Here is a 20,388-nt window from a genome sequence, read left to right on the forward strand (position 1 = left end):
CTACGAGCTTGTGCAGGCTGTTCACGCCAGCACCTTCTCAACGGCGTCGATCAACACCTTGGGCGAAGCAAACTGCATCTCCCGCGTAGCGATTTCCACCGCGACCTGCACGCTGCTGCCACGGGTCATGCGCTCGCCGCTGGCGGCGTCAGTGATCAGGTAGTTGATCTTCAGGCGGTTTTCCCACTCCACCAGATCGGCGCGCACGATGATCTTCTGGCCGAACTGCGCGCCACGGATATAGCGCAGCTGCAGGTCGATCACCGGCCAGGCGTAGCCGGCGTCGCGCATCTGCACGTAGTTGTGGCCGAGCTTGTCGAGCAGGGCGCAGCGCGCCTCTTCGAAGTATTTGACGTAGTGGCCGTGCCAGACCACTTCCATCATGTCGACGTCGAAGAACGGCACCTGCAGTTCGATTTCCGCCTGCAATACGCCTTTGCTACGCATAGAGCCTCCAGTGCTGCGCGCGGATACGCACCAGGCACAGACGCAGCTCGGCTTCCAGGGCGCGGTCTTCGATCACCGGGTGGAAGTCCTCGGCCAGCTGTTCACGCATGGCGGCAACCGGCGCAGGGATATCGCTCTTGCCGTCGCGCTGACGCAGCCACACGCCTTGATTCGCGGCGAGCAGGGTGGCGGCGGCGACCTGTTCGGTCAGCTCCAGGCTGCGCAGGGCGTCGCGGGCGGCGATGGTGCCCATGCTCACCTTGTCCTGGTTGTGGCATTCGGTGGAGCGCGAGAACACGCTGGCCGGCATGGTGTTTTTCAACGCTTCGGCGGTCCAGGCGCTGGTGCCGATCTGCACGGCCTTGAAGCCGTGGTTGATCATCGCGCTGACGCTAGGCGCGCCGGACAGGTTGCTCGGCAGGCCGTGGTTGTAGCGGGTGTCGACCAGCAGGGCGAGCTGGCGGTCGAGCAGATCGGCGACGTTGCCCACCAGGTTTTTCAGACTGTCCATGGCAAAAGCGATATGCCCGCCGTAGAAGTGGCCGCCGTGCAGCACGCGCTCGGCTTCGGCGTCGATCAGCGGGTTGTCGTTGGCGCTGTTCAGTTCGGTTTCAATGAACTGGCGCAGCAGACCCAGGCTGTCGGCCAGCACGCCGAGTACATGGGGCGCGCAGCGCAGCGAGTAGCGGTCCTGCAGGCGGTGCAGCGGCGCGGTCGGCGCGTCGATGGCCAGGTCCTGGCGCAGCCAGGCGGCGACTTGCATCTGCCCCGGGTGCGGCTTGGCGGCGAACAGGCGCTCGTCGAAGTGTTCCGGATTGCCTTCCAGCGCCACCACGTTAAGCGCGGTGATGCGCGTGGCCAATTTCAGCAGGTAGTCGGCGCGGGAATAGGCCTGGCAGGCCAGGGCGGTCATCACCGCCGTGCCGTTCATCAGCGCCAGGGCTTCTTTCGGGCGCAGGGTCAGCGGCGTCCAGCCGAGTTCCTTGTGCACATCGGCGGCGCTGCGGCGCTCACCCTTGAACATCACTTCGCGCTCACCGCTCAGGGTGGCGGCAACATAGGACAGCGGCGTCAGATCGCCACTGGCGCCCACCGAGCCTTCTTCCGGAATCAGCGGCAGCACATCAAATTCGAGAAACGCCTGCAGGCGTTCCAGCAGCTCCACGCGCACCCCGGAGACGCCCTGACACAGCGACTGCAAACGCGCGGCCAGCACGGCGCGGGTGCTGGCTTCATCCAGCAATTTGCCCAGGCCGCAGCCGTGGAAGGTATAGAGGTGACGTGGCAGCGCCTCGACCTGGTGCAGCGGCACGGCCACCACGCAGGAGTCGCCGTAGCCGGTGGTAACACCGTAGATCACGCCTTCCTTGTCCAGCAGGCTGTCGAGAAAGCGCGCGCCCTTGGCGATTTTTTCGCGGTAGGCGGCATCGCTCTGCAGTTGCGCCGGGGCGCTGCGGCTGGCCAGGGCGACAACCTGCTCGATGCTCAGGGGGCGTTCGCCAAACACGATGGGATCAGGCTGATTTGTCGTCATCTTCATTCCAGAACGGGTAGAAATTGAACCATTGCAGGGGCGCATCCAGGCAGCGCTGCGCGAGCTGGTCGGCGTAGCGCTGGGTCCAGTGGCGGATCACCTCGTCCCGTTCGCTGCGCTTCCAGTGCAGGCGCTCGGCGAAGGGTTCGATGATCACCTGATAGCGTTTGTCGATTTTCAGGCAGTGAATCAGGTTGACCGGGCATTGCAGAAGCCCGGCCAGCAACCACGGGCCTTGTGGGAAGGCGGCGGGCTTGCCGAGGAAGTTCACGTTGACCTTGCGGCTGCCCTTGAGCGGCACGCGGTCGCCGGCAATCGCCAGCCATTCACCGCGTTCCAGACGCTCGGACAATTGCAGCATGATTGCCGCGTCCAGTTCACTGACCTGAATCAGGCGCAGGTGGGTGGCACCGGCCTCGCCGAGCAGACGGTTGAACTGTTCGGCATGTTTGGTGTGCACCAGCACATTCATCGTCACCTGCTCGCCGAGTTCGGCCAGGGCGCGGCAGACTTCCAGATTGCCCAAATGCGCGGCCACCAGCATCTGCCCACGGCCTTGCTGGTGCAGCTGGGCGCAGGCATTGCCCGGGTCGATCAGGGTCACCTGTTCTAGGCCGAGCTTGCCGTTCCACACATCGAGCTTGTCCAGCAGGGTGTCGGCGAAGCTCATGAAATGACGAAATACCGACTGGCGAGTGGGCTGCAGCTCGGCGCGGCCGCTCCAGTTGGCCAGGTTGCGCTGGTACTGGCGGATGCTGCGCCGCGCCTTGGCACCGAACAGGTAGAAATACAGCACGATCAAATACAGCAGCGGGCTGATCAGCCGACGGCCGAGCAGGCGCGCCAGCACTGCGGTGAATTTCATCAGGATAAAACTGCCGCGCTCGCGCTGCCCGGCCCAGTGCTGCTGGCCACTCATGCCTGCCACCTGCGCCAGAGGATCTGCGGGGCGCGCAGCAACATGCCGAAGAACAGCTTGGCGTGCATCTTCGAGATCAGCGCGTTGTCGTGCCACAGGCGAAAGTGCGAGAGGCCGTCCAGCGGGTAGTGCACCTTGGTCGGCAGCCAGTGCATCGGCTGATTGCGCCAGGCCAGGCGCACCAGAATCTCGGTGTCGAAATCCATGCGCTTGCCGATGTTTACCGCGTCGATCAGCGCCAGGGTGGCCGGCAGCGGGTACACGCGAAAGCCGCACATGGAGTCGCGGATGCTCAGCGATAGAGTGTTGATCCACACCCACACGTGGGTCAGGTAGCGCGCGTAGAGGCGGCCTTTCGGCACGCTCTCGTCGTACTGCGGGTAGCCGCAGATCAGCGCCTCAGGGGTGGCCTGTGATGCGTTGATAAAGTGCGGCAGATCGCTGAGGTCGTGCTGGCCGTCGGCGTCCACCTGCAGCGCATGGCTAAAGCCCAGACGCGCCGCTTCACGCAGACCGGCCATCACCGCGCCGCCTTTGCCCTGGTTGATCGGCAGGCGTACCAGGTAGGTGTCGGGCTGTGTAGCCAACTGATCCATCACCGCCGCACAGGCCGGACTCGACGCATCGTCCACCAGCAGGCAGGGCAGGCCGGCCGCATGCAGCGCGGCGACCACCACGGGCAGCGCGTGCTCGTGGTTATAGACCGGGATCACCGCGCAGGGCTTATGGAAAGCTACCTCGGCTTTGGCTTCCTGCGTCGCTCTACCTCCTGCATCCATGCAGTCGTGCGTTGCCATCGCTGCGTTAAGAACAGGCTCAGAATGCTCATTTAGCGCTTGTAAACTCCGCTTCTTCGCCTGCTCTTGCCTTGCGCTGGCTGCCTCACCAACGCTTTCCGGGGTGTGTTTAGACACTGGCAGCTCCCAGCAGAATCCGTCCGGACGAGCAGGCCGCTTCACCATTGCGGAAGGCGAAGTACAGCTTGCCGCGCGCGGAGTCGAAACGCAGGGTCAGTTGCAGCTGATCGCCGGGGCGCACCAGTTGCTGGAATTTCAGCACTTCCATGCCGCTGAAGCGCGGCGGCAGGTCTTTGATCAGGCTGCGCGCCAGTTGCTGCGCCCAATCGACTTGCACCACGCCTGGCAGCACCGGGGTCTGCGGGAAGTGGCCGGTGAAGTGCGCCAGATCCAGCGGTACCACCAGCTCCAGCTGCCATTCGCCGTCCTGCTCGACAGCGGACAGCGGCGCCACCTGGGTCGGTCGCGGCTCGGCCAATACTGCTTCCACTGTGGCTTGCGCCAGCTTGCCCTGGTTGTTGTAGGGCAGCTGGACGAGCAGGCGCCAGCGCCGGGGTAAGGCGATGGCTTCGCAATGACTGGCCAGATGGCGGCGCAGGGTTTCGGTGACGGTCTTGCGCCCCTGATTGCGCAGTGCGTGCAAACCGGCCGGGCTTAGGGCAACCAGCGCGCCGAGGTAGGCGCGGCCTTCTTGCACCACACCCAAGCGTGCGTCGCTGAGCCATTCGTGGCTGCTCAGCGCCTGTTCGAGCATGGGCAGGGATATACGCTTTTCTTCCAGCTTGATAATCCGGTCCAGGCGGCCGCGCAGGGCGAAGCGGCCATCGGCCTGCAGTTCCACCGCATCGGCGGTCTGCTCGCGGTGGCCGGCTGGCAGGTAGGGCGAGCTCAGGTGCAGCGCACCTTCGCCGTTCTGTCCCAGTTCGATGCCGGCGAAGGGCGTCCACAGCTCACCGCCCTGGCGCCAGGCAATGCCGCCGGTTTCCGAGCTGCCGTAGATTTCCGTGGGCCATTGGCCAAGCAGTTCATGCAGCTCAGCGGCGGTTTCGCCGGGTAGCGCGCCGCCGGAGGAGAACACCTGACGCACTGCACGTAGCGCTGGCCAGTTGAGGTTATCGCCCATTCTCTTCAACAGAGCCGGGCTGGCGACCCAGGCAAAGTCGCTGCCGCTGGCCAGGCTTTCGCGTTGCAAATCTTCGGGGAATGGCTGGGCGCGGCGCTGGAAGGCGCGGCCGGCGCACAGCGGCCAGAGCACGCGAAACAGCAGGCCGTAGATATGCTGGGTGGCGACGCTGCCAAGGATGGTCGCCTGGCCCAGTTGCTCGCCCCACAGTTGCTCCAGGGCGGTGACTTCATTGGCCAGCTGGCGCAGGGATTTGTCGATCAGCTTGGCTTCGCCGCTGGAACCGGAGGTGCACAGGGTCAGCCGGCACTGGTCGAGATCGAGCGGGGCCGCTGGCAGCGCAGCGCTTTCGGGACTAAGCAGGTCATCTAGATTGTCCAGCCACAGGTCGCACTGCGTAGTCATGCGTTGGCGGGTTTGCGGCTGGGCATCGGCCGGCAGCAGTACGGCAATCCCGGCGCGCCAGGCGGCCAGCAGGGCGATGGCCAGTTCAGCGGCATCGTCGAGGTACAGCGCCAGGCGTTTTACGCCACGGCCTTGCAGCTCAGCCGCCAGTTGCAGGGCGTGCTGGCGCAGCTGGGGCTGGTCCAGGTCCACGGTTACTGCGCGACCTGGGTGGGCTTCGAGCAGCAGGTGCTCGAGGGGCAGCCAGTTCATTCATGTCTCCTTACACGCTGGCGCACCAGCCATTCGCCGGCAAACAGCAGGCCCATCAGGCCGTAGGCAATCAACCCGGTATACAGCGTCCACCAGCTCAGCGGCGCCCAGAAATTCAGTGCCACTACCACCAGGCCGTTGGCCAGGAAGAACCAGGCCCAGATGGCGGTGACCAGGCGCGTGTAGCGGATCGCCACTTCCGGCAGCTGCGGCTCGGTCAGGCGCGCCAGGCGCTCGATCAGCGGCGGGCCGAACTTCAGGCTGAGGCCGAACAGCGCCAGCAGCAGGCCGTTGAGCAGCACCGGATACCAGCGCAGCAGCTCAGGTTCACCGGCCAGGCCCAGCAACAGGCAGAAGCCCAGGGCCACGGCGGTCATCCAGCGATTGCCCGGCTTGCCCCATTGGCTCAGCGCACGCACCAGCCACAGGCCGCCGAGCACGGCGGCAAACAGGCGTGGCGACAGATGCTCCATGCCGTAATACACGGCAAAGGGATAGAGCAGCCCGGCCAGCAGCAGGAGCAGGCCAAATAGGCGACTCATTATTCGCTGGCTGGGGCGTTGACCAGCTGCAGCACCGCCTCGACCACGTCACCGACGGTGCGCACAGCCTTGAACTCTTCGGCCGCAAGCTTCTTGCCGGTCTGGCGCTTGATATGGTCGATCAGGTCCACAGCGTCAATGCTATCGATCTCAAGGTCCTGATAGAGGTTGGCTTCCGGCGTAATACGTTCGGCGTCCAACTCGAACAGCTCGACCAGCGCGTCGCGCAGGGTGTCGAAAATCTCTTCACGGGTTTGCATCGGCGGCTTCCTCAGGCGGTCTGTTGCGATGACACGAATGCCGCCAGGCTGGCTACGTTGGCAAAGTGCTTGCGGGTGTCTTTGGCTTCGGCGTCGATCTTGATGCCGAAACGTTTCTGGATCGCCAGACCGAGTTCCAGGGCGTCTACCGAGTCCAGGCCCAGGCCTTCACCGAACAGGGTCAGGTCGGCGGCGATGTCTTCGGCAGCCATGTCTTCCAGGCCCAGGGCGTCGATGATCAAGTTTTTAATTTCCAGCTGTAAATCGCTCATCTTTGGCGAGCTCCTTCATAAAGTGTTGGTGCAGAAAATCGTTGAGTTTGCGTGAGGCTATCGGCGGCGGCCCCATGGCATTGAACTGTTGTGGGTCAATATCCTCGCCTACGCGCAGGCGAATGTGAAAACGGCGCGACGGAATGCTGTACCAGGGCTCGGCTTTGGTCAGAGTAGTGGGGCTGACGCTGATCACCACCGGAGTAACGATGCGCGCACCGCGAATGGCGATAGCCGCCGCGCCACGGTGAAATTCCGGGGCCTGCCCCGGCGTGGTGCGCGTGCCTTCGGGGAATATCACCAGGGTCTGGCCGCTCTGCAGGGCGCCGGCCGCTTCGTCGAGCATGTCCATGCTGCCGCTGTTGCTGATGTAGTGGGCTGCGCGCAGGGGGCCGCGCATGCTCGGGTTATCCCACAGGCTCTGTTTGACCACGCAGTTGGCATCGCGAATAAAGGCGATCAGCACCACCACATCGATCAGCGAGGGGTGGTTGGCGATGACCATCTGCCCCGGCTGGCCAAGGCGCTCGATGCCTTCGACCTCGTAGGTCAGCACGCCGCTGCGGTACATAAAACGCACGAACAGGTAGAAGGTCTTGCTCACCACCGCACGGGCGCGGGTGCGTCGGCTCAGAGCATCACCCGGTAGCAGGGCCAGCAGCGGGAAGATCAGTACGCGTAGCAGCACGCCGCCGATGCCGAACAGGCTGAAACTCAGGGCCGTGGCAATCAGGCGCCAGACATAGGGCGCGCTGTAACGGCTCAGGCCTTGTTGCGTGACCAGATCCATTGTCGGCTCTTCCAGTGGTGCTGCAGGGTCGGCTGATCGCTGCACAGGGCGCGGACCAGATTGAGGGCATGGGGCCATTCGCTGCCAGCGCCATTGGCGCGGCTCAGTTGCAGCTGCCAGTCATCACCTGGCGTCAGCAACAGGCCAACAGCATAGGGGAACGGCACGTCATCGATAAAGGGTGCGTAAAGCTCGGGTGGGGTTTCCTCGGCAATCACCACTAGCACTGCAGGTGCGCCGTCGTGGAGCATGCCGCAGGCTTCCAATATGGCGTTTTCCAGGCCGTCGCCGGCGCCGGCAATGGCGGTCATTTCGCTGTGATCGCCGCGCTGGATCGACCACAGGCCAATGATCGCGTTATGCACCGAGAGGCTGAACTGGGTCGGCGACAGCGGCTCGCCATGCGCCAGGTCGCTCAGAATCGTCAGGGTGCGTGGGGTTTCGCCATGCCGACTGGCGAACACCATGGGTAATTGCGGGTGTGCTTCGGCCAAGGGCCAGGCGACGTGAAAGGCCATCCGCGCCAGGCGGCTTAAGCGTCTGCGCTGCATGGCCGGCAGTGCGCTGACATCCGGCTGCTGACCAGCATCCACCAGGCGCGAGGGTGCCTGATGCCAGGCGCACCAGTCAGCCGTGCTGTCCAGGCCAGGGGCCCAGGCACGCCATTGTTCGATCCTGAAATGTGTCACGCGGTGGGCGTCCATGTCGGCTACGGCCAGCCGCAACCAGCGAAGGGCTTGGCAGCAGGTGTGGCGAAGTGCTGGCATTATCCAGACCGTACGGGCCATGCGCAAATCTGTGGCCTGCTGTTCTGACCGGAGGCGGCGCGGTTTTGCCGAAAATCTCGCCCTTGTCACGTAGTTTGCATAGAATCCGGGACCATTTCGGGGTTTATGCGGGATTCAGGGGGTATTTCATGCGGCGCGTGATCTTCAATCAGAAGGGCGGTGTGGGTAAGTCCAGTATTGCCTGCAACCTGGCCGCGGTGAGCGCTTCCCAGGGCTATCGCACGCTGCTGATCGACCTGGACGCCCAGGCCAATTCGACCCATTACCTCACCGGCCTGACCGGCGAGGACATTCCCATGGGCATTGCCGAGTTCTTCAAGGGCACGCTGTCATCGGCGCCGTTCGGCAAGAAAGGCAGTGTGGATATCTACGAAACGCCGTTCGACAACCTGCATGTGGTCACAGCCACCGCCGAGCTGGCCGATTTGCAGCCCAAGCTGGAGCAGAAGCACAAGATCAACAAGCTGCGCAAACTGCTCGAAGACCTCAGCGAGGACTACGAGCGCATCTACCTCGACACCCCGCCGGCGCTGAATTTCTACACCGTCTCCGCGTTGATCGCCGCCGACCGCGTGCTGATCCCGTTCGACTGCGACAGTTTCTCGCGTCAGGCGCTGTATGGTTTGCTGCGCGAAATCGAAGAACTCAAGGAAGATCACAACGAAGGCCTGGAAGTCGAAGGCATTGTGGTCAATCAGTTCCAGCCGCGCGCCAGCCTGCCACAGCAGCTGCTCGATGAGCTGGTCGCCGAGGGCCTGCCGGTGCTGCCGGTCAACCTGATGAGTTCGGTGAAGATGCGCGAATCGCACCAGGCCTGCACGCCGCTGATCTACCTGGACCGCAGCCACAAGCTGACCCAGCAGTTTGTCGAGCTGCATGACCTGCTCAACGCCAACTGATCGTTACGCGGACAACAAAAAAGCTGCCTAGGCAGCTTTTTTGTTGGGCGTGGAAAACCTAACGGACGACGTAAATGTCGCAGGGCGCCTTGTGCAGGAAGTGCTGCGCCAGGCTGCCGAGCAATGCTTGCGACAGTGCGCTGCGGCCGTGGCTGCCGAGTACCAGCAGTTCGGTGTTGGTGCTTTTCAGGCGCGCTTGCAGGCAGCGCAGGATGCCGCCTTGCTCCACCGAGTGAGTCAGGGTCGGGCCTTTCTCCGGCAGGTTCTGCGCTTCATCTTCCAGCAACTGGTTGATCAGGGCTTTCTGCGTGTTCAGTTGCGCTTCGACCTGCTTGGGCGTGCCCTTGTCCGGTTCGAATACGTGCAGCGCGTGCAACTCGGCGGCTTCCGGCAGCAGGCGGTAAGCCTGGCCGAGGGCGCTGCAGGCGCAGAGCGAGAAGTCGATGGCGGCCAAGGCGCGCTCATATGGGCTCGAATCGTTACGCGCGACCAGCAGCAGCGGCACCGGGCAATTGCGCGCAATGCGGTCGAGGCTGGTGCCGGAGAAGAAGTCGTGGCGTTGGTGATGGCCACCGAGTACCAGCAGGTCGCAACCCAGCTCATTGAGTTGCTGCAACACCACTTCCGAGGGCTTGATGCCGGTGCGGATCAGCAGCTGGCTGCCGGCCGGGGCGTACTGGGTCAGGCTGCGGTCCAGTGCCTGCTTGGCCTGCTCATGTTCCTGGCTGCTTTTGCTCGGGTCGAGTACATGCAGGATGGTCAGTTTGGCATTGAACTGCTTGGCCAGCTGGGTGGCGCGGCACAGCGCCATATCCGCAGTGTCGCGCAGGTCGTGGGCAATAAGGATGTGACTGGGCATGGTCGGCGTTCTCCTGCCGATGCATGTCGGCACATTTATTGTGACCTCGAGTCATAGCTGGACTTTTGACCCAGGGCAAGGTCAGGTGTCAGCGTGCGCGTAATTGATACAGACCGCGACTCTCGACCACTACTTCACCACTCTCATCGGTTAGCTGCAACTGTAAAACATACTCGGCTTTGCCGAGTTCTGTTGCCTGCTTTTGCAGCTGCTGGATTTCTCCCGCCGTAAGGCGTGCTTCAACCCAGATATCGCCGCTGGCCGGGCGGCGAAAGCGCAGGTTCATTTCCTTGACGATGGGGTAAAAACGCTGGGCATCGAAGCTGGTGAGAAACAGCGCACCGCCGGGAATTTCCGCCAGGGTGAACAGCGCGCCGGCGTACATGCTGCCGATATGGTTCTGGTTACCCGTCAGCGGCATGCGCAGGCGCACGTGACCCACTTCCAGCACTTCGGCCTTGAGGCCGCTGCGCTGGACAAAGGCGATCTGTTCTTCGGTGAGCTGGCGTACCAGTTCGATTGGCATCGTCATGCTTGGCTCCACACCTGTTGTTGTGCAGCCAGCCTAAAGGTTGGTCGATGGCAGGGTAATGACCTCGGTGGCGGTGTGTGATTGACCAATCCGCTCAGCGCGGTCTGTTAGATACCCTGCTGACGCAACCAGCCGAACAGTTGCGGCAAGGGCAGGGCGCCGCTCTGCCGGGCGACTTCCACGCCACCCTTGAGCAGGATCAGCGTGGGGATTGAGCGGATGCCCATTTCTGCCGACAGTTGCGGGTTGGCTTCGCTGTCCAGCTTGCTCAGGCGGCAGTGGCCTTGCAGCTGCGCGGCGGCTTGCTCATAGATGGGCGCAAAGCTGCGGCAGGGGCCGCACCAGCTGGCCCACACGTCAATCAGCAGCGGCAAGTCGCCCTTGTTCTGCGCGTCGAAATTGGCCTGGGTCAGCTCGAAGGGTGTGCTCGGTAGCACCTCGGCCTTGCAGCGGCCACAGCGCGGCGCATCGCCCAGGCGCTCGGCGGGAATACGGTTGAGGCCGTTGCAGTGTGGGCAGGGGATCAGCAGAGGGTTGGACATGGGCGACTCCAGAGGCGGTTACCCCTTATCTGGAGTCGCTTGCGCGGATATCAAGGGCGATCAGCCCGCCGCCGCATCCAGTGCTTGCGCCAGGTCGGCGAGAATATCGTCGCTGTGCTCGATGCCAATGGACAGGCGCACCATGTCGCGCGGCACGCCGGCGCGCTCCAGCTCTTCGTCATTCAGCTGGCGATGGGTGGTCGAGGCCGGGTGGCAGGCCAGCGATTTGGCATCGCCGATATTCACCAGGCGCACCACCAGCTTGAGTGCATCGATAAAGCGCGCGCCAGCGGCCTGACCGCCAACGATGCCGAAGGACAGGATCGACGCCGGCTTGCCGCCGGTGTAGCGCACGGCCAGCTCGTGCTCGGGATGATCCGGCAGGCCGGCGTATTTCACCCAGGCCACCTGCGGGTGGTTTTGCAGGTAGTGGGCGACCTTCAGCGCATTCTCGCAGTGGCGCTCCATGCGCAGGGCCAGGGTTTCCAGGCCTTGCAGGATCAGGAAGGCATTGAACGGCGACAGCGCCGCGCCCGTGTTGCGCAGCGGCACCACGCGGCAGCGACCGATAAAGGCGGCCGGGCCGAAGGCCTCGGTGTAGGTCACGCCGTGGTAGGACGGGTCGGGCGTATTGAGCAGCGGGAAGCGCGCCTTGTTGTCGGCCCAGGGGAACTTGCCGGAGTCGACGACTATGCCGCCGATGCTGGTGCCGTGGCCGCCGATGTATTTGGTCAGCGAGTGCACGACGATGTCCGCGCCGTGCTCGAACGGGCGGCAGAGGATCGGCGTGGCCACGGTGTTGTCGACGATCAGCGGCACGCCATGGCGGTGCGCCGCTGCGGCGAGGGCAGCCAGGTCGACGATATTGCCGGCTGGGTTGCCGATGGATTCACAGAACACCGCTTTGGTGCGCTCGTCGATCAGCGCTTCCAGGGCGGCGATGTCGTCATGGGCGGCGAAGCGGGTCTGGATGCCAAAGCGCGGCAGGGTGTGGGCCAGCAGGTTGTAGGTGCCGCCGTAGAGCTTGGCCACCGAGACGATATTGTCGCCAACCTCGGCCACGGTCTGAATCGCGTAGGTGATGGCGGCCATGCCGGAGGCCACGGCCAGGGCGCCGACGCCGCCTTCCAGCGCAGCCACGCGCTCTTCGAGCACGGCGTTGGTCGGGTTCATGATCCGCGAATAGATATTGCCGGCGACCTTCAGGTCGAACAGGTCGGCACCGTGCTGGGTGTCATCGAAGGCAAAGGAGCTGGTCTGGTAGATCGGCACCGCCACCGCCTTGGTGGTCGGGTCGGGGCTGTAACCGGCGTGGATGGCCAGGGTTTCCAATTTCATGCGCGCGTTCCTTCAGGGCAGATTGAAAGATACGCAGCATGGAGAAGGCAGCCAGGCCCGGTCAATGCGCTGGCGCAATGAAACGGGCCTTGGGTTAGATCGATATATTCGCCGCTTATGCCGCTAACAGGCCGCTGAAAACTACCTGCGTTGCCATCGCGGCGTTAAAAACAGGCTCAAAATGCTCATTTACAGCTCGTAAACTGCGCTTTTTCGCCTGTTTTTGCCTTGCGCTGGCTGCCTCGCCTACGTTTTCAACGGCCTGTTAAACCGGTGTCAGCGGGAAGAACCAGGGAATCACGAAGCTGGCCACTACCCACAGCAGCAGGTTGAGCGGAATGCCGACCTTCATAAAGTCGGTAAAACGATAGCCGCCGGCGTTGTAGACGAAGGTGTTGGTCTGGTAACCGATGGGCGTGGCGAAGCTGGCGCTGGCGGCGAACATGACTGCGACCACAAAGGCGCGCGGGTCGACGCCCAGGTGCTGGGCCATGCCGATGGCAATCGGCGTGACCAGCACGGCCACGGCGTTGTTCGATAGCACTTCGGTGAGGATCGAGGTGAACAGGTAGATAAACGACAGCATCAGCAGTGGGCCAGCCCAGGGCATCAACCCCATGACATTGCTGACCATCAGGCCGACCAGGCCAACTTTGTCCATGGCGATGCTGATGGCCAGCATGCCGAAGATCAGGCTGAGGATCTTCCAGTCCACTGCCTTGTAGGCGTCTTCCACATCCAGGCAGCGGGTCGCCAGCACGGTGACCGCGCCGATGATCGCCAGGCCTTCGATGGGCATCACGCCAAACGCGGCGAGGATCATCACCGCCAGGGTGGCGATGATTGCAATCGGCGCCTTGTCGCGGCGGAAGGCGCGTTCCTGCACGGCATTGAGGCTGATCAGCTCGCCGTTGTCGGCGAAACGCTTGATCTGCGTTGGCGTGCCTTCCACCAGCATCACGTCGCCAAACTGCAGCTCGAAATCGTCGAGGTTGCCCTGAATATTCTCGTCCTGGCGGTGCACCGCCAGCACGGCGATGCCATAGCGCGCGGTCAGGTCGAGGTCGCGCATTGGTCGGTGGCTGTAGCGCGAGTTACGCCCGACTATGGCCTCGGCGAGGATCACGTCATGGCTGCTGATGGTTTCGAAGGCGTCGCTGCGGTTGAAGATCAGATGGCCGCTTTCGCGCAGCTCCACCACATCCTTGACTTGGCCGTGCAACACCAGGCGGTCGCCGCTGGCCAGTAGGGTGTCGGCAGCGGGCTCGGTCAGCTCCAGTTCCTCGCGAAACAGCTTGAGCACCAGCAGGCCGCTGCCGCCGTTGAGGTTGGCTTCGTGCAGGGTTTTGCCGATAACCGGTGAGTCGTGCGGCACCAGCAGTTCGGTCATAAAGGTGCGGTCCAGATCCGGGCGCAGCTGCTTGGACAGGGTTTCGCGGTTAGGCAGCAGGTGGCGGCCGATGGTCAGCAGGTAGAGCATGCCGACACTGGCCAGGATCAAGCCCGCGCCAGTGATCTCGAAGATGCCGAAGGGCGCCAGGCCGGCCTTGCGCGCCACGCCGTCGACCAGAATATTGGTCGAGGTGCCGATCATGGTCAGGGTGCCGCCGAGGATGGTGGCGTAGGACAGCGGGATCAGCAGTTTTGACGGCAGGGTGCCGGCGCGGCGGGCCAGGGCGATGGCCACCGGGGTGAGGATGGCTACCACTGGGGTGTTGTTCAGGCAGGCGGAAATCACCAGGGCGGTGACGGTCAGCCCGGTAAGCACACGAATCGGGCTGGTGCCCACCAGATTGCCCAGCCAGTTGCCCAGGGCGTCGATGCAACCGGTGCGCTCCAGCGCGGCAGACAGCACGAACATGCAGGCGATGGTCACCGGCGCCGAGTTGCTCAGCACGCTGAGCACTTCCGCAGGTGTCAGCAACTGGGTAATTAGCAGCGCCGCCACGGCAATGGCGGCGACGATGTCCGGGCTCCACTTCTCGCGCACAAAGGCGTACAGCACCCAGACCAGCAGGGCGCCGACAAACAGCAGGGGCAGAGGAAGAGAGTCCCAGAACATGAACATCCTTAGCGTGCGAATCTCGTGTGAGGTATCGGGCGCGCCAATCCAGACGGCTGGCCACGCAAGGCGGAGAAGATAAGGGTTGCTGCTTAGAGAGTCTAAGAATGTTTGGAAAGGTTTATATGCCTTTTCGATTTAATAGATAAGGCTGTACCGGCCGCTCTAGCGCGCACTGTGTCTGTGCGCTTAACCGCTGGCGGATTAGGCTCAAGGCTTTAGTGAGTGGGAGGTGATATGCGTCAGCTAGGCATTCTGGGTGGCATGAGCTGGGAGTCCACGGCCAGCTATTACCGCTTGCTCAACCAGGGCGTGCGCGAGCAGTTGGGCGGCCTGCATTCGGCGCCGCTGCTGCTGCATTCCGTGGATTTTGCCGAGATCGCCGAACTGCAGCGGCGTGGCGACTGGCAGGCGGCTGGGCAAGTGCTGGCACAGGCGGCTGAGGGCCTTGAGCGGGCGGGAGCTACGGCCCTGCTGCTGGCCACCAACACCATGCATAAGGTGGCGCCGGCCATTGAGGCGGCGGTGCAGATACCTCTGCTGCATATTGGTGATGCGGTTGGCCAGGCGCTGCAACGCCAGGGTGTGCGCCGCGCAGCCTTGCTCGGCACGCGTTTTACCATGCAGGAGGACTTCTACCGTCAGCGCCTGGCCGAGCGCTTTGCCATCGAAGTAATCACCCCGAACGCGGCGCAGATGGTGGAGATTGACCGGGTGATCTTTGCCGAACTGTGCCAGGGCCAGTTTCTGCCGCCGGCGCGGGTGTTCTATCTGGACTGTTTGCGCGCGCTGCAGGAGCAGGGCGCCGAGGTATCCATCCTCGGTTGCACTGAGATCGGCTTGCTGCTTGATGGCCTGGACGCACCGTTGCCGTTGCTCGACAGCACCGAGCTGCATGTTGCCATGGGGCTGGAATGGATGTTGGGTGGTTTGTAGGTTGGGTTGAGGAGCTTGCGACGAAGCCCAACGATAGCCGGGCGGAGCGTTGCGCGCTCCCTGTTGGGCTTCGCAAGCTCAACCCAACCTACGATGAACAGCTGATTTCCAGGTGTTTACCCCATTCCGGTGGTCGCTGGGCGTAGCGTTCGAAGCCGGGTTGCTCATCGAACGGTCGCGACAGCACCTGATGCAGCTCGCGCACCGGGGCGTAATCGCCCTGCTCGGCGGCTTCGATCACTTGCTGCGCCAGGTAATTACGCAAGATGTACTTGGGGTTGGCCGCGTGCATGCGCGTGCGCCGTTGCGCCTGCTCGTCGCCATCGCGCGCGCTGCGCACCAGGTAGTCGGCGGCCCAGGCGTCGAAGCCGGCCAGGTCGGTAAAGTCATCACGCAGGCGCGCCACGGCTTGCGCGGCTGGGCTGTCGCCGAGTTCGCGGAAGAACAGCGTGTAATCCACCGCGCTGCTCTGCATCAGTTGCAGCAGGTGTTGCACCAAGGCTTCGTCGCCGTCATCGGCGCTGAGCAGGCCCAGGCGTTTGCGCATCAGGTCGAGGTAGTGCGCCTGGTACAGCGGTAGAAACAGGCCGAGGGTTTCACGCAGTGCGTCTACATCCACCAGCGGCACCAGGGCTTGGCCGAGGGCGGCGAGGCTCCATTGGGCGATCGGCACCTGATTGCTGAAGCTGTAGCGGCCGCTGTCATCGGAGTGGTTGCAGATGTGCTGGGCGTCGAAATCATCGAGAAAGGCGTAGGGGCCGTAATCGAAGGTGATGCCGAGGATCGACATATTGTCGGTGTTCATCACCCCGTGGCAGAAGCCATAGGCCTGCCAGTAGGCAATCATCGCCGCGTTACGCTCGATGATTTCGCGGAACATCGCCAGGTACGGCAGCTCCTGCTGCAGGCAGTCGGCATAGTGGTTGTGCAGCACGTGGTCGGCCAGCTGTTTGAGCTGCTCGTGCTGGCGGGTGTAGTAGAAGTATTCGAAGTGACCGAAGCGGATATGGCTGGGCGCCAGGCGTAGCACCATTGCTGCGCTTTCCTGCTTTTCGCGCCACACCGGGGTGCTGGAGCCGGTTACGCACAGCGCCCGCGAGCTGGGGATGCCGAGGGCGTGCAGGTGTTCACTGGCGAGAAATTCGCGGATCGATGAACGCAGCACGGCGCGGCCGTCGCCCATGCGCGAGTAGGGCGTTTGCCCGGCGCCTTTCAGGTGCAGATCCCAGGACTCGCCGGCATCGTTGACCACTTCGCCGAGCAACAGGCCTCGGCCATCGCCCAGGCGTGGGTTGTAGCCGCCGAACTGATGCCCGGAATAGACCATGGCGCGCGGCTCTGCGTTGCTCCACAGCTTGTGCCCGGCAAAAATCTGCGCGAACACCTCGCTGTCGGCCTCGCTCGGGTCGAGATCAAGCAGGGCCATGGCCGCCGGGCTGGCGACCACCAGGCGCGGCTCGGCAATCGGCTCGGGCAGCACGGGGGTGGAGAACGCGTCGCCGAGGCGGGCAAAACGGTTGTCGAACTGCAGCTCGATAAGCGGCTTCACGGTCAGGCTCCAGCCGGGCCAATGTGGCCCGGCAGTGATGAGGTAGCGGCCCACGCAGGCGGGCCGAGTGGCTGACTTACAGCGGGTCTACGGCGGGGAGCGGTGGCAGCTGCTCTTGCTTGGCGCCAGCAGCGGCGCCTGCCGCCAGCACTTGTCCGCTGCTCAGGTTGAGCTCCTGGCCCTGCAGGTTCTTGATCATCACCTCGACCTGGTTGAAGGCCATTTCCACGTTGTTTTCCCGGAAGCTCAGCGCGATGCGCGTGAGGATTTCGTCGGTGGCCGCGTTACGGTCGCCCAGTTCACGCACATGGAAGCGCAGCTCGTAGTCGAAGGTGCTGGCGCTGATGGTCAGGAAGAACAGCAGCGGTGCCGGGTCGCGCAGTACCCGTGGGTTTTCCTCGGCGGCCTGCATCATCAGCTTGCGCGCCAGCGGCAGGTCGGTTTCGTAGGCTACGCCGATCTTGATGATCACTCGGGTGACGGTGTCATTGAGTGACCAGTTGATCAGCTGGTCGGTGACGAAGGTTTTGTTCGGCACGATGATTTCTTTGCGGTCGAAATCGGTGATGGTGGTGGCGCGGATGCGGATCTTGCTCACGGTGCCAGACAGGTTGCCGATGGTCACCACGTCGCCGATGCGCACCGGGCGCTCGAACAGGATGATCAGGCCGGAGATAAAGTTGGCGAAGATTTCCTGCAGGCCGAAACCCAGACCCACCGACAGCGCGGCCACCAGCCATTGCAACTTGTCCCAGCTGACGCCGAGGGTCGACAGGGTGGTGACAAAGCCGATGGCCACGATCAGGTAGGACAGCAGGGTGGTGGTGGCGTAAGCGCTGCCCTGGGCCAGACTCAGCCGCGACAGCACCAGCACTTCAAGCAGACCGGGCAGGTTGCGCGCCAGAGCGATGGTGATGCCGACGATGATCAGCGCACCGAGCACATCGCTGAGGCTGATTGGCACCAGGGTGGCGGCATCGCCGGTACCGCTGCTGTATTCGTAGAGGGAGATATTGTCGAGGTAGGTAAATACCGAGATCAGGTCCGCCCAGACCCAGTACAGGCCGGCGATAAAGGTGCCGAGCAGGGCCAGGCGAATCAGGCGCAGCGACTGCTGGTTGACCTGTTCGATATCCAGGGTTGGCTCTTCGACCACGGTTTCCGTGCCTTCGCCGCTGTCCTTGCTCTGCGCCTGGCGCTTGCTCATGGCGCGCTGGTAGGCCAGGCGACGTGCGGCAACGCCCAGGCCGCGCACGAAGGTGGCTTCGATGATCAGCCAGATCACCAGCAGGTAGAGGGTGTTGATCAGGCGGTCGCTGAGTTTCAGCGCGGTGTAGTAGTAGCCGAAACCGACCGCAATGATCAGCGCCAGTGGTAGCAGGCTCAGGCCCATGCCGATCAGCATGCGGAAGGCCGAGGCATGTTCGCGGGCCGGGCCGGTAAGCAGCAGTTTGTGCAGCAGCCAGACCATCAGCGCGTAGCAGGTCAGCACCACGGCCAGGCCGATCACGTCATCGCCCAGGCCGGCCGGTTGGTGCTTGGCAATCGTGACCACGGCGACCAGCGCGATCACCACCAGACCCAGGCGGCGCACTTGTTTGTGCAGGAAGGCCACTTGCGAGCGGCCCCAGCGGAAGTGCAGTTCGGCCACGCCGCCATCGGCGAGGATGCGGTACAGGGTGTAGAACACCAGCCAGGCCTGGGCCATCTGGAACAGCGCCTCACCCAGGTTGGCGTTCTGTCCGCGGGCATCCATTTGCAGGGCGAAGCCGCACAGCGCCAGGAACAGCGTGCCGGGCAGTGCCAGCAAGACGTTGAGCATGATCGCCATCGGCGTGTGCAACTGGCTGTCGCGCTTGAAGTGGCCGATGTCCTGGTGCAGCTCGGCGAGCTTGCGGTACAGGTAACCACGGCGCCACAGCAGCACCGCAATCAGCAGCAGCAAGGGCAGGAACAGCAGCGGTCGCTCGGTCAGACCGGCGCCCAGCTGGCGCAGGTTGGCGCCCCAGGGCAGTTCGGCAATCTGCCGTTCGAGCAGGCGCGGCGCGGATTTAAACCACTCCAGGTCCAGCGGCTTGTTGCTGGGAATCCAGAACATCTGCTCGTCGAGGGTGGCGCGCAGGGTGTCGGCAGTGGTTTTCAGCTGCTTCTGACTCAGCTGCAGGGTGATCGACTCGTTGAGCAGGGCATTCAGCTCACGGTTGAGGCGGTCGATCAGCTCGCGGCGGGTATTGATGATTTCCAGCAGGTCGGTGCGCAGGGCCTGAGTGTCAGCGTTGCTGTCAGCGGTGGTGAGCAGTTTCTCGACATACACGCTGGGGTTGCTGATGGCCTCGCGTTGCTGGTTAAGCTCGAACTGGTACAGGCGCAGGTCGGCAATCTGGTCAGGCAGGTTGCTGTCGATCTTTAGCGTCGGCAGCGCCTGTTGCTGCTTATAGAGAATGCGCGAGAGCAGCAGGCTGCCCTGCAGCACGCTGATCTGTTCGGCCAGGGCCTGGTCGCTTTGGCTCAGACTGTCGAGTTGCTGCTTGGTCTGCAGGTTCAGGCGGGTCAGTTCATTGAGCCGGTCGGTGGCGCGCAGCAGGTAGTCGGAGAGTTTCAGGTTGAGTGCGCTTTCGCGGGCTAGCACGGTGTCGCTGCCGGCTTTTTCGGCCTCACGTGATTGCTCGGCGACGGTCTGCTCGGAGAGGTTGCGGCGCTTTTCATTGATCAGGTTCTGCAGCTCGAGCAGTTCCTGTTCGAGGCGCCTGATGCGTTCTTCCAGCAGGCTACGGCGGCTGTTGCCAAGGTCCTGCAGCAGGCTGTTGCCGGCCAGTTCCTGGCGGCGCAGCTGGGTTTGCGCATCCAGCTTGGCCAGTTCGGCATGCAACTGGTCACGGCGTTCGTTGCTCAGCGGTTTGTTGGCCTCGCGGCCACTTTTCAGGATGCCGTTGATCGTCTGGCTGCGGGTCTGGTTGCTGCTGATTTCTGCCTGGGCGCGCTCCGGGCGGGTTTGCGAGGTGATCACCAGGCTGTTGGCTTCGATGATCTGTTTCTGCCACTCGTTGAGTTGCGCGTTGCGCTCGGCCAACAGCTGTTCGAGCAGCGGCAGCGCGCTTTTGCCATAGCGCAGATTGACCTCGGTGGGCAGGCTGTTTTTCAGTCGATCAAAGTCGCGCTGCGCCTCGCCAATCAAGCGTGGGGCTTGCTGCAGCTGCTTTTCAAGGTCGGCCAGACGCTTTTCGCTGTCGGCTTTCTCATCCAGCAGCGTCAGGGTTTTTTCCAGAGTCTGCTTGACGGCCAGTTGCTCGGCCTCCGGCAGCTTGCGCTCGGCCAGGTTGTCCAGGCTGTTTTGTACGGCCGCGCGGCTCGGTGGCTCGGCGGCATGCAGCAACGGGGCGCTCAGGCACAGCCCGAGCAGGGCGACGGCAAGATAAGTGCGAAGAGAGGGCATAGTGACGATCGTTGGCTCGAAAAGAAGCTGAGTTTAACAGGCGCCTGGCTAAGCGCCTGTGCCGTATATAACGGCTCTTGGGCGCTAGATTACGCTCTTGTGCTGCGCT

General features: G+C 63.3%; 19 protein-coding genes. 2 read left to right on the forward strand and 17 right to left on the reverse strand.

What is annotated here, in order from left to right; all coding sequences use genetic code 11:
- Positions 1–21: 21 nt before the first annotated feature.
- From P3C18_RS03425 to P3C18_RS03470, 10 genes are all read right to left on the reverse strand, one after another.
- The gene (locus tag P3C18_RS03425; RefSeq protein ID WP_275960472.1) at positions 22–447 is read right to left on the reverse strand and encodes an acyl-CoA thioesterase; all 426 of its coding nucleotides are present in this window, start codon (positions 445–447) and stop codon (positions 22–24) included.
- Positions 440–1,981, reverse strand: a complete 1,542-nt coding sequence (locus P3C18_RS03430) for an aromatic amino acid ammonia-lyase (protein WP_275960473.1) — start codon at positions 1,979–1,981, stop codon at positions 440–442. The genes P3C18_RS03425 and P3C18_RS03430 overlap by 8 nt, the downstream gene beginning before the upstream one ends.
- Entirely contained in the window at positions 1,962–2,900 is a 939-nt protein-coding gene (locus P3C18_RS03435) for a glycosyl transferase (RefSeq protein WP_275960474.1), read from the reverse strand. The genes P3C18_RS03430 and P3C18_RS03435 overlap by 20 nt, the downstream gene beginning before the upstream one ends.
- Complete coding sequence (locus tag P3C18_RS03440; RefSeq protein ID WP_275960475.1) at positions 2,897–3,679, reverse strand: glycosyltransferase family 2 protein; 783 nt, start codon at positions 3,677–3,679, stop codon at positions 2,897–2,899. The genes P3C18_RS03435 and P3C18_RS03440 overlap by 4 nt, the downstream gene beginning before the upstream one ends.
- A 127-nt stretch (positions 3,680–3,806) precedes the next feature.
- Positions 3,807–5,477, reverse strand: a complete 1,671-nt coding sequence (locus P3C18_RS03445) for an acyl-CoA synthetase family protein (protein WP_275960476.1) — start codon at positions 5,475–5,477, stop codon at positions 3,807–3,809.
- A complete protein-coding gene (locus P3C18_RS03450; RefSeq protein WP_275960477.1) occupies positions 5,474–6,019 on the reverse strand; it encodes a hypothetical protein in 546 nt (181 codons plus the stop codon). Before P3C18_RS03450 ends, P3C18_RS03445 begins: the two co-directional genes overlap by 4 nt.
- Positions 6,019–6,279 (reverse strand): acyl carrier protein, encoded by a 261-nt coding sequence (locus P3C18_RS03455; protein ID WP_090380641.1) that lies wholly within the window; start codon positions 6,277–6,279, stop codon positions 6,019–6,021. Before P3C18_RS03455 ends, P3C18_RS03450 begins: the two co-directional genes overlap by 1 nt.
- A gap of 11 nt (positions 6,280–6,290) precedes the next feature.
- On the reverse strand, positions 6,291–6,551 hold the full coding sequence (locus tag P3C18_RS03460; protein ID WP_090249897.1) for a phosphopantetheine-binding protein: 261 nt from the start codon (positions 6,549–6,551) through the stop codon (positions 6,291–6,293).
- On the reverse strand, positions 6,526–7,341 hold the full coding sequence (locus P3C18_RS03465; protein WP_275960478.1) for a lysophospholipid acyltransferase family protein: 816 nt from the start codon (positions 7,339–7,341) through the stop codon (positions 6,526–6,528). The genes P3C18_RS03460 and P3C18_RS03465 overlap by 26 nt, the downstream gene beginning before the upstream one ends.
- Entirely contained in the window at positions 7,314–8,030 is a 717-nt protein-coding gene (locus P3C18_RS03470; protein ID WP_275960479.1) for a beta-ketoacyl synthase chain length factor, read from the reverse strand. Before P3C18_RS03470 ends, P3C18_RS03465 begins: the two co-directional genes overlap by 28 nt.
- Positions 8,031–8,257: 227 nt before the next feature.
- Here P3C18_RS03470 and P3C18_RS03475 point away from each other — a divergent pair, with 227 nt between their 5' ends.
- Positions 8,258–9,028, forward strand: a complete 771-nt coding sequence (locus P3C18_RS03475; RefSeq protein ID WP_275960480.1) for a ParA family protein — start codon at positions 8,258–8,260, stop codon at positions 9,026–9,028.
- A 58-nt stretch (positions 9,029–9,086) separates the two neighbouring features.
- Here the strand turns inward: P3C18_RS03475 and P3C18_RS03480 are convergent, their stop codons facing one another.
- The 5 genes from P3C18_RS03480 to P3C18_RS03500 all read right to left on the reverse strand — a co-directional run bounded on the left by P3C18_RS03480 (position 9,087) and on the right by P3C18_RS03500 (position 14,361).
- The gene (locus P3C18_RS03480) at positions 9,087–9,887 is read right to left on the reverse strand and encodes a universal stress protein (protein WP_275960481.1); all 801 of its coding nucleotides are present in this window, start codon (positions 9,885–9,887) and stop codon (positions 9,087–9,089) included.
- An 88-nt stretch (positions 9,888–9,975) separates the two neighbouring features.
- The gene (locus tag P3C18_RS03485; RefSeq protein ID WP_275960482.1) at positions 9,976–10,419 is read right to left on the reverse strand and encodes a YiiD C-terminal domain-containing protein; all 444 of its coding nucleotides are present in this window, start codon (positions 10,417–10,419) and stop codon (positions 9,976–9,978) included.
- A 107-nt stretch (positions 10,420–10,526) separates the two neighbouring features.
- Positions 10,527–10,961 (reverse strand): thioredoxin TrxC, encoded by a 435-nt coding sequence (trxC, locus tag P3C18_RS03490; protein WP_275960483.1) that lies wholly within the window; start codon positions 10,959–10,961, stop codon positions 10,527–10,529.
- Between the two features lie 60 nt (positions 10,962–11,021).
- Positions 11,022–12,299 carry a bifunctional O-acetylhomoserine aminocarboxypropyltransferase/cysteine synthase gene (locus P3C18_RS03495; protein WP_275960484.1) on the reverse strand — a complete coding sequence of 426 codons (1,278 nt, stop codon included), beginning with the start codon at positions 12,297–12,299 and terminating at the stop codon, positions 11,022–11,024.
- A gap of 265 nt (positions 12,300–12,564) precedes the next feature.
- Positions 12,565–14,361 carry an SLC13 family permease gene (locus tag P3C18_RS03500; protein ID WP_275960485.1) on the reverse strand — a complete coding sequence of 599 codons (1,797 nt, stop codon included), beginning with the start codon at positions 14,359–14,361 and terminating at the stop codon, positions 12,565–12,567.
- A 237-nt stretch (positions 14,362–14,598) separates the two neighbouring features.
- Between P3C18_RS03500 and P3C18_RS03505 the strand changes: the two genes are divergently transcribed.
- The gene (locus P3C18_RS03505) at positions 14,599–15,297 is read left to right on the forward strand and encodes an aspartate/glutamate racemase family protein (RefSeq protein ID WP_275960486.1); all 699 of its coding nucleotides are present in this window, start codon (positions 14,599–14,601) and stop codon (positions 15,295–15,297) included.
- An 88-nt stretch (positions 15,298–15,385) separates the two neighbouring features.
- On the opposite strand, the gene P3C18_RS03510 is transcribed toward P3C18_RS03505, so the two are convergent.
- Both P3C18_RS03510 and mscK read right to left on the reverse strand, forming a co-directional pair.
- Entirely contained in the window at positions 15,386–16,846 is a 1,461-nt protein-coding gene (locus tag P3C18_RS03510) for a protein adenylyltransferase SelO (protein WP_275960487.1), read from the reverse strand.
- Between the two features lie 76 nt (positions 16,847–16,922).
- Positions 16,923–20,279 (reverse strand): mechanosensitive channel MscK, encoded by a 3,357-nt coding sequence (mscK, locus tag P3C18_RS03515; RefSeq protein WP_275960488.1) that lies wholly within the window; start codon positions 20,277–20,279, stop codon positions 16,923–16,925.
- Positions 20,280–20,388: the final 109 nt, after the last annotated feature.

The sequence above is a fragment of the Pseudomonas sp. 1928-m genome, assembly GCF_029269135.1.
Taxonomy (GTDB): Bacteria; Pseudomonadota; Gammaproteobacteria; order Pseudomonadales; family Pseudomonadaceae; genus Aquipseudomonas.